This window comes from Enterobacter sp. UNJFSC 003 (genome assembly GCF_036903355.1).
GTDB lineage: Bacteria > Pseudomonadota > Gammaproteobacteria > Enterobacterales > Enterobacteriaceae > Enterobacter.
The window spans coordinates 172,091-185,403 of record NZ_JBAKHK010000003.1 but is presented as its reverse complement, the minus strand read 5'-3'; the positions used below and the strand labels follow the sequence as shown (position 1 = coordinate 185,403).

Annotated in this window: 13 protein-coding genes; 6 read left to right on the top strand and 7 right to left on the bottom strand. The window is 55.5% G+C overall.

The genetic code is table 11. The features are described from left to right. Positions 1-150 precede the first annotated feature (150 nt). Together lpxH and ppiB are read right to left on the bottom strand one after the other, a co-directional pair. Positions 151-873 carry a UDP-2,3-diacylglucosamine diphosphatase gene (gene lpxH / locus V5P19_RS11030; RefSeq protein ID WP_334403124.1) on the bottom strand — a complete coding sequence of 241 codons (723 nt, stop codon included), beginning with the start codon at positions 871-873 and terminating at the stop codon, positions 151-153. 3 nt (positions 874-876) lie between these two features. Then, positions 877-1,371, bottom strand: a complete 495-nt coding sequence (gene ppiB / locus V5P19_RS11025; RefSeq protein ID WP_010428247.1) for a peptidylprolyl isomerase B — start codon at positions 1,369-1,371, stop codon at positions 877-879. 174 nt (positions 1,372-1,545) lie between these two features. On the opposite strand from ppiB, the gene cysS reads away from it, so the two are divergent. Next, on the top strand, positions 1,546-2,931 hold the full coding sequence (gene cysS, locus V5P19_RS11020; protein ID WP_334403122.1) for a cysteine--tRNA ligase: 1,386 nt from the start codon (positions 1,546-1,548) through the stop codon (positions 2,929-2,931). Positions 2,932-3,017: 86 nt separating this feature from the next. On the opposite strand, the gene V5P19_RS11015 is transcribed toward cysS, so the two are convergent. The 5 genes from V5P19_RS11015 to folD all read right to left on the bottom strand — a co-directional run bounded on the left by V5P19_RS11015 (position 3,018) and on the right by folD (position 7,531). Then, positions 3,018-3,539 (bottom strand): metal-dependent hydrolase, encoded by a 522-nt coding sequence (locus tag V5P19_RS11015; RefSeq protein ID WP_334403121.1) that lies wholly within the window; start codon positions 3,537-3,539, stop codon positions 3,018-3,020. 73 nt (positions 3,540-3,612) lie between these two features. Then, positions 3,613-4,629: a Mal regulon transcriptional regulator MalI gene (gene malI, locus V5P19_RS11010; protein ID WP_334403119.1), complete on the bottom strand. Its 1,017-nt coding sequence runs from the start codon at positions 4,627-4,629 to the stop codon at positions 3,613-3,615. Between the two features lie 86 nt (positions 4,630-4,715). Continuing rightward, the gene (locus tag V5P19_RS11005) at positions 4,716-6,215 is read right to left on the bottom strand and encodes a PTS transporter subunit EIIC (RefSeq protein WP_334403117.1); all 1,500 of its coding nucleotides are present in this window, start codon (positions 6,213-6,215) and stop codon (positions 4,716-4,718) included. Between the two features lie 235 nt (positions 6,216-6,450). Beyond that, positions 6,451-6,663: a ribosome-associated protein YbcJ gene (ybcJ, locus tag V5P19_RS11000; RefSeq protein WP_334403115.1), complete on the bottom strand. Its 213-nt coding sequence runs from the start codon at positions 6,661-6,663 to the stop codon at positions 6,451-6,453. 1 nt (position 6,664) lies between these two features. Next, on the bottom strand, positions 6,665-7,531 hold the full coding sequence (gene folD / locus V5P19_RS10995) for a bifunctional methylenetetrahydrofolate dehydrogenase/methenyltetrahydrofolate cyclohydrolase FolD (protein ID WP_334403113.1): 867 nt from the start codon (positions 7,529-7,531) through the stop codon (positions 6,665-6,667). Positions 7,532-7,840: 309 nt separating this feature from the next. Here folD and fimA point away from each other — a divergent pair, with 309 nt between their 5' ends. The 5 genes from fimA (at position 7,841) to fimH (ending at position 13,313) form a co-directional block, all read left to right on the top strand. Next, a complete protein-coding gene (fimA, locus tag V5P19_RS10990) occupies positions 7,841-8,401 on the top strand; it encodes a type 1 fimbrial major subunit FimA (RefSeq protein WP_334403111.1) in 561 nt (186 codons plus the stop codon). A gap of 69 nt (positions 8,402-8,470) precedes the next feature. Then, positions 8,471-9,013 carry a type 1 fimbrial protein subunit FimI gene (gene fimI, locus V5P19_RS10985; RefSeq protein WP_334403108.1) on the top strand — a complete coding sequence of 181 codons (543 nt, stop codon included), beginning with the start codon at positions 8,471-8,473 and terminating at the stop codon, positions 9,011-9,013. Between the two features lie 34 nt (positions 9,014-9,047). Next, positions 9,048-9,740, top strand: coding sequence for a type 1 fimbria chaperone FimC (gene fimC, locus V5P19_RS10980; protein ID WP_334403105.1), 693 nt, complete (start codon positions 9,048-9,050; stop codon positions 9,738-9,740). A gap of 14 nt (positions 9,741-9,754) precedes the next feature. Continuing rightward, positions 9,755-12,313 (top strand): fimbrial biogenesis usher protein, encoded by a 2,559-nt coding sequence (locus tag V5P19_RS10975; RefSeq protein WP_334403103.1) that lies wholly within the window; start codon positions 9,755-9,757, stop codon positions 12,311-12,313. Next, positions 12,306-13,313 carry a type 1 fimbria D-mannose specific adhesin FimH gene (fimH, locus tag V5P19_RS10970; RefSeq protein ID WP_334403101.1) on the top strand — a complete coding sequence of 336 codons (1,008 nt, stop codon included), beginning with the start codon at positions 12,306-12,308 and terminating at the stop codon, positions 13,311-13,313. The genes V5P19_RS10975 and fimH overlap by 8 nt, the downstream gene beginning before the upstream one ends.

The following is a 13,313-nucleotide window of genomic DNA, read 5'->3' as shown; positions in this document are numbered from 1 at the left end:
GGTCATATTCCTTAAGCATTTTGTTTGAGTAGGGCGTGCTGCCCTGATGTGATTAATAATAGACCGACCATGGGCTGATTAAAATCGAAACAATTTGCCGATATCATTCAAAAAAATTGAACTGGTTTTGAGCGGTGAGTGCGGTGAGATTCAGAAGGGAAAGGCAATTAACTCCACGCCTTCAGGCGTGACGTTAACCATGGAGCCTTCGCTGTGCCAGGCGCCTAAAACCACACGATGAGCAGGCTCGCCGTTGGCGATAAGGGAATGTACGTCCGGACGATGGGTATGGCCGTGGATGAGCCACTGGACGTGATGCTTTTCCATCACGTTGACGACCGCCTGTGGGTTAACGTCCATAATGGTCAATGATTTACTGCTGTTGGCCGCTTTACTGCCCGCACGCATTTTGGCGGCGATACGGTTGCGGATGAACAGCGGCAGGGCCAGGAACAGCGTCTGGATCCACGGCGTGTGGACCTTGGCGCGAAACGCCAGATAGCCGGTATCGTCGGTGCAGAGCGTGTCGCCGTGCATGATCAGCACCTTGCGGCCGTAGAGATCGAGCACCTGTTCTTCCGGCAGCAGCGTCATGCCGCTTTCGCGGGCGAAGCGCTTACCGATCAGAAAATCGCGGTTGCCGTGGATGAAGTAACAGGGGACGCCTGAATCAACCAGCGCTTTTATGGCTGCAGCCATTTCACGATGCAGCGGATTAGGATCATCGTCCCCAATCCAGGCTTCAAAGAGATCGCCCAGGATGTAAAGCGCATCTGCGCTTTTCGCTTCACCGCTCAAAAAACGCAGAAAACCGGCGACGATCGCCGGTTCTTCTGTTTGCAGATGCAAATCTGCAATAAAGAGTGTCGCCACGAATTACTCGCTGACGGTCACGCTTGTAATCACAACGTCTTCTTTTGGAACGTCCTGGTGCATACCGCTGCGGCCAGTAGAGACGGCTTTGATCTTGTCTACCACGTCCATACCTTCAACCACTTCTGCGAATACGCAGTAGCCCCAACCCTGCAGGCTTTCGCCAGAGAAGTTCAGGAAGTCGTTGTCGGCCACGTTGATGAAGAATTGCGCGGTTGCAGAGTGAGGCGCCTGAGTACGGGCCATCGCCAGCGTACCACGGGTGTTTTTCAGGCCGTTGTTCGCTTCGTTTTTGATCGCTTCTTTAGTCTCTTTCTGGTTCATGCCAGGTTCAAAACCGCCGCCCTGGATCATAAAGCCATTGATCACACGGTGGAAAATCGTGTTGTTGTAGAAACCTTCGCGGCAGTAGTCCAGGAAGTTTTTAACTGTTTCAGGCGCTTTGTCATCAAAGGTCTTGATTACGATATCGCCATGATTAGTGTGGAAAGTAACCATTTTTGCATCCTGTTCCGTTATTGTGGTGCGTCGACCCCTGTTCGGGTCACATATAGGGGCTTGTTATAGCATAACCTCAGGATGCGATCACCTTGCATTGTGTGCTGCTTCGGGTTTGAATTACGGGTAGAATACCCGGTTTTCGTCCACACACGTGTTTACATGGAATCTTCGATGTTAAAAATCTTTAATACAATGACGCGCCAGAAAGAGGAATTTAAACCTATCCATGCCGGGGAAGTCGGCATGTACGTGTGTGGTATTACGGTTTACGATCTCTGTCATATTGGCCATGGCCGTACCTTTGTTTCGTTTGACGTGGTTTCACGTTACCTGCGCTTCCTTGGCTATAAGCTGAAGTATGTGCGCAACATCACCGATATTGACGACAAAATCATTAAACGCGCTAATGAAAATGGCGAAAGCTTTGTCGCGCTGGTGGATCGTATGATCGTGGAAATGCACAAGGATTTTGACGCGCTCAATATTCTGCGCCCGGACAGCGAGCCGCGTGCGACCCACCATATTCATGAAATTATCGACATCACCGAGAAGCTGATCGCGCGGGGTCATGCCTACGTGGCGGATAACGGCGACGTGATGTTCTCTGTGCCAACGGACCCGACCTACGGTTCGCTTTCCCGTCAGGATCTGGACCAGCTGCAGGCTGGCGCCCGCGTTGACGTGGTCGACGTGAAGCGTAACCCGATGGATTTCGTGCTGTGGAAAATGTCTAAAGAGGGCGAGCCAAGCTGGCCTTCTCCGTGGGGCGACGGGCGTCCAGGCTGGCACATTGAATGCTCGGCGATGAACTGCAAACAACTGGGTAAACACTTCGACATCCACGGTGGCGGTTCGGATCTGATGTTCCCGCACCATGAAAACGAAATTGCCCAGTCGACCTGCGCGCACGGCGGCGAATACGTGAATTACTGGATGCACTCCGGCATGGTGATGGTCGATCGCGAGAAGATGTCTAAGTCCCTCGGCAACTTCTTCACCGTGCGTGACGTGCTTAAGTATTATGACGCGGAAACCGTGCGTTACTTCCTGATGTCCGGCCACTACCGCAGTCAGCTGAACTACAGCGAAGAGAACCTGAAGCAGGCGCGCGCAGCGCTGGAACGTTTGTACACCGCGCTGCGCGGCACCGACAAATCCGTCCCTGCAGCGGGCGGTGAAGCGTTTGAAGACCGCTTTGTTGAGGTGATGAACGACGACTTCAACACCCCGGAAGCCTATTCCGTGCTGTTCGATATGGCGCGCGAAGTGAACCGTCTGAAGTCAGAGGACATGGCTGCTGCCAATGCGCTGGCGTCTCACCTGCGTAAGCTCTCATCCGTGCTCGGCCTGCTGGAGCAGGAGCCGGACGTTTTCCTGCAGAGCGGCGCGCAGGCAGATGACGGCGAAGTGGCGGAAATTGAAGCATTGATTAAAGCGCGTCTGGAAGCGCGTCAGGCGAAAGACTGGGCGGCGGCGGACGCTGCGCGTAACCGTCTGACCGAGATGGGCATCATTCTGGAAGATGGCCCGCAGGGCACCACCTGGCGCCGTAAGTAAGTCTGTAATACCCGGTGGCGCTTCGCTTACCGGGCCTACAAGAGAACGTTGGCCGGGCAAGGCGTAGCCGCCACCCGGCTTTTCTTTTATCTCCGTTTCCACCACAACACGCCCATCAGCACCACACCCGGCAGCCATACCCACAGCAATTCCGAGATAATCACCTGATGCCCGTAAGGCGTGGTGTAGCGTGACAGCGCAAACGGCGCGACCTTAATCACCTGCCACGGGGCAAAGAAACGTTCATCCGACCACGGCCACAGCCAGCCGACGCCTTTTCCCCCGGTGGTTATTGAATCCAGCAGGCTGTGCGACAGCAGCGACACGGTTAAAAAGAGCCAGCAGCGCATCAGGCTGGCCCTGAACCATCGTCGCCCCACGAGCACGCAGAGCAACGGTACGGCAAAGGCAAACAGCAGGGAGTGAGTAAAGCCGCGGTGGCCGAAAATATTGCCGTAGGCGACGCCGAACTTAAAGGTCAGCACGTCGGCGTCCGGCAGCATGGCAAGGACGATACCGGCAAACAGCAGGCGGGGAGGAATAATCTTGCTTCCCAGGCCTAAGCCCAGACAGAGCGGAACAGCAGCGTGAGTGATAACGGTAGGCATCGTGAATATCCATGGCAAATCATGGAAATATAGCAGCGAATTGACGGGAAAAGACCTGCCCTACATTCTGAATTTACGCCGACTCACGCGCGATAAGCTGCCCGGAGAGGGTGATGCGCTGCGTTTGCAGCGCTGGCTCTTTCAGCTTGCGGAGCATTAACCCGGCGGCCTGACGCCCCGTCTCTTCGCTGGCGGAGGAAACGTAGGTAAACGACGGCGACGTCAGGTTAACGTGCAGCATATCTTCAAAGCCCACCAGGGCGACCTGCTGCGTCAGAAAAACATCTTTCCCAACGGTACGTCCCACCTGATGAATCCCTGAAATTGAGCCTATCATCGCATCCGGTGAATGACAGAGCAGGGCGGTGATGGTGTTGTTATTTTCCAGCAGGTGACGGGCAGCAATCCCCACGGCCTGTGTGTCGTCGCTGCAGGCGGGAGAGAAATCATCGCGCCAGACCAGGCCGTTTTGCGTCATTGCGCTGCGAAAACCGAGCAGGCGTTGCTCGCGGATAAGACAACCCTCCCGCCCGCCAATATAGGCAATATTGCGGTGACCCCGCTCGATAAGATAGCGTGCGGCAAGGTTTGCCGCCTGGCGGTTATCGCGCATCACCAGATTGCATTTTTCATCCAGTAAAGACTGCGAGACCACCACCAGCGGCAGCGGGCAGTCGCGGATTTGTTCCGGTAGCGTTGAGGTGCGGGTATCGGAGGACAAATAGATAACGCCGGCCACGCCCTGCTGCTTAAATGACAGCAGGCAACGTTCAAGGTGTTCACAATCGTTTAATGGCTGGCCGAGAAACACCATATAACCCTGTTTCTCCAGCTCCTGCACGATGCTCGCCATGACCTTGATGGAAAAGCTGTCGCTGAAATCACGCAGGATCAGGCCGATAAGGTTGGAAGTATTGGCGCGAAGGTTAGCGGCGGCGACGTTATGCACATAGCCCAGCGTAGTGATGGCAGCGTTGACCTTCTCGATCGTCGCCTCTGAAATTTTCCCTTTCTGGCGTAGCACCAGCGACACGGTAGAGACCGAAACGCCCGCGTGCTTTGCGACATCAATAATGCTGACTTTCTTCAAAACCACTCCCTGAAATTTACCGATTATCAGCCAGATAAGACAAGACGTCTCCCAGCGTACAGGAGACGTGTTGTACAGGCATCTTATTATTTGCCGATCATCGTGGACATGGTCTGGGCAATAAACTGTGCTCTGGCACCGAAAATCACCTGAATCCCGTTTTCACCGACGAACACCACGCCGCGCGCGCCGAGTCCGTTGAGACCGTCCTTATCCACCGCCTCGCTTTTTGCCACTTCGAGACGCAGGCGGGTGATGCAGGAACCGACGGAATCAATGTTTTGCGCTCCGCCGAGCAGGCTAATGATTTCGGTTGCAAGTTCGGAATCGGACTTGTCATTCGCATTCGCGGTCACTTCAGTGCGGCCCGGCGTTTTGACGTCGAAACGGCGGATCACATAGCGGAACGTGAAGTAATAAATCAGGGCCATCGGGATGCCAATGATAATCGCGCTCAGGAAGTTGGTCTGATAGCCGTTAAACGACGGCAGGATCCCGAACGAGAGGTAATCGATAAAGCCTGCGGAGAACGACTTGGCAATATGCGCATGCAGCAGATACATGGTCATGTAGGCCAGGCCCGCCATGATGGCGTTAAAGACATACAGAATGGGTGCCACAAAGATAAAGGTGAACTCAACCGGCTCGGTGATCCCGGTCAGGAAGCAGGTGAGCGCGGCGGAGAACAAAATACCGGCCGCGATTTTCTTATTTTTGGTGTGAGCTTCGTGGTACATCGCCAGGCACGCTGCCGGCAGCGCGAAGAGCATCAGTGGGAACTCACCCTGCATGAACTTACCGGCGTTCTGGTAGGTATCACTGCTAAAGGATTTCACCCCTTCTTCCAGCATCTTGAACCAGATAGTCTGGTCGCCGTGGATCACCTGGCCTGCCTGGGTGGTGTAGTCCCCAAACGAATACCAGAACGACGGATACCAGATGTGGTGCAGGCCGAGCGGGATCAGCGCGCGTTCAACCAGCCCGAAGATAAAGGTCGATGCCGCCTGATTATCGCCGTTTACTACCACAGAAAGCGCGTCGATACCGGACTGGATATGCTGCCAGACGTACGGCAGCAGTAGCCCAAGAACGAATGACAGAAACGCCGTCGCAATGGCCACAAAACGCTTACCGGAGAAGAACCCGAGGAACTCCGGCAGCTGCAGGGTGTGGAAGCGGTTATAACACCAGGCCGCGAGAATACCGCAGATTAGACCACCAAAAACGCCCATCTGCAGCGTTGGGATGCCGACCACCATCGCGTATTTCCCGCCCTGGGAGGCCATCTCCGGCGTGATGCTCAGCACCGTGCTGATGGTGATGTTGGTGACAAATACCGAGACCGCCGCAGAGAGCGCCGCGATACCGGATTCTGACGCCAGGCCGACGGCCGAGCCGATGGCAAACAGCATCGGCAGGTTATCAAAAATAACCCCGCCCGCGTTCATCATCAGCGGCAGGTGGAACTTATCGCCAAAGGCCAACAGCAGACCCGCAGCGGGAAGCAGTGAAATTGGCAGCATTAAGGCGCGACCAATCATCGATAACTTAGACAACGATTTAACAAACCCTGATATCAGACTCATGCTGACTTCCCCCGAGTAGCGCTTTGTTGGGCGCTGTTATTGTAAGTAGAACGTTTTAGTAGAACGTTCTACTTATCGTGGAGAAAGGATGAATTTCGCGCAACGTAATTTTCACTTTTCAACAGATGAAATAGTGATTATTTGAAGTTGATCGATAATTAACCGTGATGTGTTTAGGGGATTTTGTGATCCCCTCTCCCGAAAGGAGAGGGTTAGGGGGAGGGCATCAGAGGGCTTACGCCGTAACCGTAATAGTCTGGCCCGCATAGCTCACGGTCTGACCCGCGACAATCTTGCAGCGCTTACGGGTTTCTACCGCGCCGTCCACTTTCACCTGCCCGTCGGTGATAACGATTTTGGCCTGTGCGCCGCTTTCGCTCCAGCCTTCCAGTTTGAGCAGGTCGCACAGCTCAACGTGGGGGTGTTTACCTAAAGAAAAAGTTGCCATCTTACGCGTCCTCTACGTCGTGATACTCTTCGCACGCCTGCAAGGTATTCTGAATTAATGTTGCTACGGTCATCGGGCCTACGCCCCCCGGGACGGGGGTGATATACGACGCGCGCGCTGCGGCATCTTCGTAAACCACGTCACCCACCACTTTGCCGTTTTCCAGACGGTTAATACCGACATCTACGACAATCGCCCCCTCTTTAATCCACTCACCCGGAATAAAGCCAGGCTTACCGACCGCCACAATCAGCAGATCGGCGTTCTCCACGTGGTGGCGCAGGTTTTTGGTGAAGCGGTGGGTCACGGTGGTGGTGCAACCCGCCAGCAGCAGCTCCATGCTCATCGGGCGGCCAACAATGTTGGAGGCGCCAATAACCACGGCGTTCAGGCCGTAAGTGTCGATATTATAGCGCTCCAGCAGCGTAACAATGCCGCGTGGGGTGCACGGACGCAGGCGCGGCGCGCGCTGGCACAGACGGCCAACGTTGTACGGATGGAAACCGTCCACGTCTTTGTCTGGCGCGATACGCTCAAGCACCTTCACGTTGTCGATGCCGGCAGGCAGCGGCAGTTGAACCAGAATACCGTCGATCTCTTTATCGGCATTCAGGGTGTCAATCAGCTCCAGCAGTTCTGCTTCGCTGGTGGTTTCCGGCAGATCGTAAGAGCGGGAGAGGAAGCCCACCTCTTCACACGCTTTGCGTTTACTGCCGACATAAATTTGCGATGCCGGGTTGCTACCAACCAACACAACAGCCAGCCCAGGTGCACGTTTTCCGGCCGCTTTACGCGCCTTCACTTTTTCAGCGACCTCAGAGCGCACCTGCTGCGCAATCGTTTTACCGTCAATAATCTTTGCTGCCATCAGAGAGAAGATTCCGTCTGTAACGTTCAAAAGGGGGATTGCCTATATTTTGTCAGAAGCGAGGGCCGCTGTCAGTCATCCTTTGCGAGATTTCCTTCAAAGGGCGCAAAACCCCTTTCCCCTGTAGGGCCTATTTCTTAGGCATGTTTAGGACGTGACCTAATAAAATGGCAGTGTTTTGACATATTTTAAAATACTTTGATGAGCTACTTTGTCTTCTCCGAAATAAGCCTTCAATTAACCGATTGAACGTATTTCTTTATTCCCGATTTTCACGGGAAGGGTTATTTACATTTTAAAGGAATAGACATGAAACTCAGCAACATTGCTTCTACCGTAATTGCTACTTTGGCCCTGGTCGCGGGTGCCGCTCATGCAGAAGATACCACGCCTGTTTCCGTAAACGGCGGTACCGTGCATTTCAGAGGTGAATTAGTGAATGCCGCATGTTCAGTCAATACTGATTCTTCCGAGCAGACGGTTAGACTCGGTCAGTATCGTACTGCGAAATTCACGAAAGTGGGTGATACCACCTCCAATATTCCTTTCACTATCGAGCTGAACGATTGCGATCCGCTGGTAGCGAAAACGGCAGCCGTTGCCTTTACCGGTCAGATTGACGCGACCGACAAAACCCTGCTGGCAGTGACCTCCGGTAACAACGATAACTCCGCGAAAGGCGTGGGTATCGAGATCCTCGACAGCAACTCCACCACGCTGACCCCAGACGGTGCGACCTTCTCTGCCGCGAAGAGCCTGATCGAAGGTACTAACATTCTGAACTTCTCCGCACGCTATAAAGCAACGGCTGCAACCACTGAACCAGGCCAGGCGAACGCTGACGCCACTTTCGTCATGAAATACGAATAATTCTTCCGTTCAGGGATGACGCTGGCCTCAGGGAGGAGGCCTTTTAATCGCTAATGCCGGGAACGAAGGATGACAAGGATTGGGATACTGCTGTTAGCCCTTGCAATTGCGCCTGCAATAAGCGCCCATACCGTGGTGATCGACGGCGGTAAGGTCCACCTCAGAGGCGAGTTGGTCAACGGCGGCTGCGCCGTGGCGCCCGACAGCCAGAATATGCGTATTGATATGGGCCAATATCGCACCAACTCATTTTCCGGTGTCGGCAGTTTTTCGACGGTTAACGTGCCCTTCACCGTGCGGCTGCTGGACTGCAGCGTGGATGTCTCTCGCACCGTGGGGATCCAGTTTCAGGGCGTCACGCCTGCTGAAGATCCGCAGGTCTTTCTGGCGACATCGCGGCCAGGTGAAGCCCCCATCAGCAGCGGCGTTGGGCTGGCACTCTTTGACGAACAACAGCGTCAGATAATCCCGAACGCCATGGCGGCCAGCGAGTTGCCTATTACGACCCGCGAGCTGGAATTTCATTTCAGCGCCCGCTATCGGGCTATTTCCGAACACCTCGTGCCAGGCAGTATTCAGTCAGATGTCTGGTTTACGTTGATTTATCCATAACGCCTGCGAACACATTATTAAAGGTACGGTTGTGATGAACACCCTAATTAAACCAGGACTGATTTTATCTTTTATTTTGATGATGATTTCCACGTGTGCACATGCTTCTGGTGGCATTGCGTTGGGCGCCACGCGCGTTATTTACCCGGCGGATGCCAAGCAGACGTCGCTGGCGATCACCAACAGCAACAAGCAAGAGCGTTATTTAATTAACGCGTGGATTGAAAACGCCAGCGGACAGAAAGAAAAAACGTTTGCCGTGACGCCGCCGCTGTTCGTCAGCGAGCCGAACAGCGAAAACACGCTGCGCATTATTTACGCTGGCCCGCCGCTGCCCGCCGATCGTGAATCGCTTTTTTACATGAACGTAAAAGCGATCCCGTCGATAAGTAAATCCCACCAGGATGGTAATAACGTCCTGCAGCTGGCTATTTTGTCGCGTATCAAGCTGTTTGTACGCCCTAACAACCTGGCGATGCCGTCGGAAGAGGCGCTCTCTCAGCTGCGTTTTGAACGCGTCGGAAACCATCTTAAGGTCAGCAACGCTTCGCCTTACTACGTCACGCTGGTCAACCTGAAGCTTGGCGGTCAGACGCTTATCAACCTGATGATCGCGCCGAAAAACTCAGCGCAGCAGGTGCTCCCTACCGCAGCGAGCGGCACGCTCTCATGGCAAAGCGTCAACGACTACGGTGCCATTACGCCGGCGCGTAGCGTTAACCTGTGAACAGAGTCAGGCCGATGAATACTCAATGGCGTTACTGCCCGGTTGCACTGGCACTGATGACAACGCTCTGGCCGCACGTCGGCTGGGGTGAAAGTTACTTCAACCCGGCCTTTTTGTCCGACGACACCGCTAACGTGGCGGACTTGTCGCGTTTTGAGCAAGGGCACCAGCAGGCACCGGGCGTTTATCGCGTGGACATCTGGCGCAACGATGAATTTATCGGCACCCAGGACGTGCGCTTTGAACAGGCCGACAACACGCCGCCGGTGGCGGGTGGGCTGTCGCCGTGCGTTACGCGCGCGATGCTCGATCGCTTTGGCGTCAATATCGCCGCGTTCCCCGAGCTGGCGAACGTGAAGGGTGATGCCTGCGTCCCGCTGGAGACCGCGATTCCCGGCAGCGAAACGGCGTTTAACTTTGCCTCGTTGCGCCTCAACGTCAGCCTGCCGCAGGTGGCGATGCAGAACAGCGCCCGGGGTTACATCCCGCCCGAGCAGTGGGACGAAGGCATCCCCGCGGCATTGGTGAACTACAGCTTCACCGGTAACCGGGGCAGCGATGACGACAACTATTATCTGAACCTGCAAAGTGGGCTGAACTACGGCGCCTGGCGGCTGCGCAACAACGGCGCGTGGCGCTATTCGCAAAACAACGGCCAGCGCCACAGCGAGTGGCAGAATATTGGCACCTGGGCACAGCGCACGGTCATTCCCCTGAAAAGCGAGCTGGTGCTGGGTGACAGCAATACCGGCAACGATGTGTTCGACAGCCTGGGCTTTCGCGGCGGACGGCTCTTTTCCTCCGACAGCATGTACCCAGACAGCCTGCAGGGCTACGCGCCAACCGTGCGCGGTATCGCCCGCACGCCTGCCAAAGTGGTGATTCGTCAGAACGGCTACGTCATTTATCAGAGCTACGTCCAGCCTGGCGCGTTTGCCATTACCGATCTCAACCCCACCTCATCAAGCGGCGATCTGGAGGTGACGGTAGAAGAGAAGGACGGCAGCCAGCAGCGCTATACCGTGCCGTACTCCACCGTGCCGCTGCTGCAGCGTGAAGGTCGCTGGAAATACGATCTGGTGGCAGGGGAGTACCGCAGCGGCAACAGCGAGCAGGATACGCCGTTCTTTACCCAGGGCACCTTGATTACCGGTCTTGCCGATGGCTACACGCTGTACGGCGGCACCCAGCTGGCGTCACGCTATACCGCGCTGGCGATCGGCGCTGGCAAAAACCTCGGCGACTGGGGAGCGGTGTCGCTTGACCTCACGCACGCCCGCAGCCAGCTAGCGGACGATAGCCGTCACGAAGGGCAATCCTTGCGCTTCCTCTATGCAAAATCACTTAACGGCTTCGGCACCAACTTCCAGCTTCTGGGTTATCGCTACTCTACGAAAGGGTTCTACACCCTGGATGATGTCGCATGGCGATCCATGGAAGGTTATCAGTATGGCGACAGTCAGGACGACGACGGCGTGCCGGACGTGCAGAGCTATCACAACCTGACGTGGAATAAAAAAGGGCGCTTCCAGCTCAACATCTCCCAGTCGCTGGGGGACTACGGTTCAGTGTATGTCTCCGGTAGCGAACAGACGTACTGGGGAACCAACGAATCGAACCTCTGGTATCAGCTCGGTTATGCGGGCGGCGTGCAGGGGATCAGCTATTCCGTTTCATGGTCGTGGAACAAATCCGTGGGGATTGACGGGACGGATCGCATCGCGTCGTTTAACGTCTCCGTGCCGTTCAGCCTGTTTACCCGCCACGGTTATCGTCGCGACAGCGCGATTGACCGCGCCTACGCCACGGCGTCAGCCAGCCGTAACAGCGACGGTGATACCAGCTGGCAGACCGGGGTCAGCGGTACCCTCCTGCAGGATCGCAACCTCAACTACAGCGTAACCCAGGGCCACACCAGCAATAACGGCTCCAGCGGTAGTGCCAGCGCAAACTGGCAGGCGACCTACGGCACGCTGGGCGTGGGCTACAACTACGCGCGTGACCAGCACGATCTTAACTGGCAGCTTTCCGGCGGTGTGGTGGGGCATGCCGATGGCGTGACCTTCAGTCAGCCGCTGGGCGATACTAACGTGTTAATTAAAGCGCCGGGGGCGACCGGGGTTAGCGTAGAGAACCAGACCGGGGTGAAAACCGACTGGCGCGGCTATGCGGTGATGCCGTATGCCACCGTCTATCGCTATAACCGCGTGGCGCTCGACACTAACACCATGAGCAACAATACCGACATTGAAAACAACGTGAGCAGCGTGGTGCCAACCAAAGGCGCGCTGGTGCGCGCCAGCTTCGATACCCGTATTGGCGTGCGCGCCCTGCTGACCGTCAAGCGTGACAACCAGCCGGTACCTTTTGGCGCCGTCGTGCGTGAAACCCAGAGCGGCGTCACCAGCATGGTGGGAGATGACGGGCAGATTTATTTAAGCGGGCTGCCGCTGGAGGGCGAACTGCTCATCCAGTGGGGCGACGGAAAGCAATCCCAGTGCCGTGCCCCTTACAGCTTGCCAGAACAGAGCCTGCAACAGGCAATCACACTTAAGGGGATTCGCTGTGATTAACATTCAACGCCTGGCCTTAACGCTTCTGGCCGTTATGCCCGTCACGAACGCGTTAGCGACCGTGTGCGTAAATGAAAAAGGCGTGCCTACCGAGGTGCATTACGACCTGACGGACAAGTTCAACAGTTCGAATAATCAGATTGGGCAGGTTGTCACGCTCGCTGAGAAAACGCAGTGGGTCGGGGTCAATGCCGTCTGCCCTAAAGGCACCTCCGGGAATACGACCAGGCGCAGTTATGTTACCGACTATACGGTAACGGGGACCAGCGATGGCTACCAGTATCTGAAGCTTAACGACTATCTCGATGGGGCAATGAAAATCACGGACAGCTATGCTGGCGTATTCTACCCACCCAAAAGTTATATTCAGATGGGGAGTCACCCCAACGTGTCTAAAAACAAACCCTTTGGCGTGCAGGATTCCAGCCTGGTCTTTCGCCTTAAGGTGACCCGACGTTTTATTAATATGGTGGTTATCCCGCGCGCGACGATGTTCCGCGTGTATGTCACCACCACGTCTGCGGATCCGTTAACCACGCCGGTTTATACCATCAGCTACAGCGGCACTATTCAGGTGCCGCAAAGCTGTGCCATTAATGCCGGGAATGTGGTTGAGTTTGATTTCGGAGATATTGGCGCGTCCTTATTCAGCAAGGCGGGCGTGGGGAACAAGCCGGAAGGGGTCTCTGCCCAAAGTAAAACTATCGCCATTAAATGTACCAACGTGGAAGCGAACGCCATGCTGACGATGCGCGTCGAGGCTGAAAAGGTTGCCGACAACGTGCTGGTATCGGATAACCCGGACGTCGGGTTTGTCATCGCCAACGAGAGCGGTGCCCCGCTGACGCCCAACAGCCTGACCAGCAAAATCCCGTTCCGCCTGGACGACAGCGCGCAGGCGCAGGTTGGCATCCGCGTCTGGCCAGTCAGCGTAACGGGCAACAAGCCCGCCGAGGGGCGATTCACCTCTCGCGGCTATTTGCGTGTGGATTACGACTAA

Bases quoted from the DNA above. Each gene is read 5' to 3' on its own strand.
- ppiB (WP_010428247.1), bottom strand. From the start codon at position 1,371: ATGGTTACTTTCCACACTAATCATGGCGATATCGTAATCAAGACCTTT.
- cysS (WP_334403122.1), top strand. From the start codon at position 1,546: ATGTTAAAAATCTTTAATACAATGACGCGCCAGAAAGAGGAATTTAAA.
- V5P19_RS11015 (WP_334403121.1), bottom strand. From the start codon at position 3,539: ATGCCTACCGTTATCACTCACGCTGCTGTTCCGCTCTGTCTGGGCTTA.
- V5P19_RS11005 (WP_334403117.1), bottom strand. From the start codon at position 6,215: ATGAGTCTGATATCAGGGTTTGTTAAATCGTTGTCTAAGTTATCGATG.
- ybcJ (WP_334403115.1), bottom strand. From the start codon at position 6,663: ATGGCAACTTTTTCTTTAGGTAAACACCCCCACGTTGAGCTGTGCGAC.
- folD (WP_334403113.1), bottom strand. From the start codon at position 7,531: ATGGCAGCAAAGATTATTGACGGTAAAACGATTGCGCAGCAGGTGCGC.
- fimA (WP_334403111.1), top strand. From the start codon at position 7,841: ATGAAACTCAGCAACATTGCTTCTACCGTAATTGCTACTTTGGCCCTG.
- fimI (WP_334403108.1), top strand. From the start codon at position 8,471: ATGACAAGGATTGGGATACTGCTGTTAGCCCTTGCAATTGCGCCTGCA.
- fimC (WP_334403105.1), top strand. From the start codon at position 9,048: ATGAACACCCTAATTAAACCAGGACTGATTTTATCTTTTATTTTGATG.
- V5P19_RS10975 (WP_334403103.1), top strand. From the start codon at position 9,755: ATGAATACTCAATGGCGTTACTGCCCGGTTGCACTGGCACTGATGACA.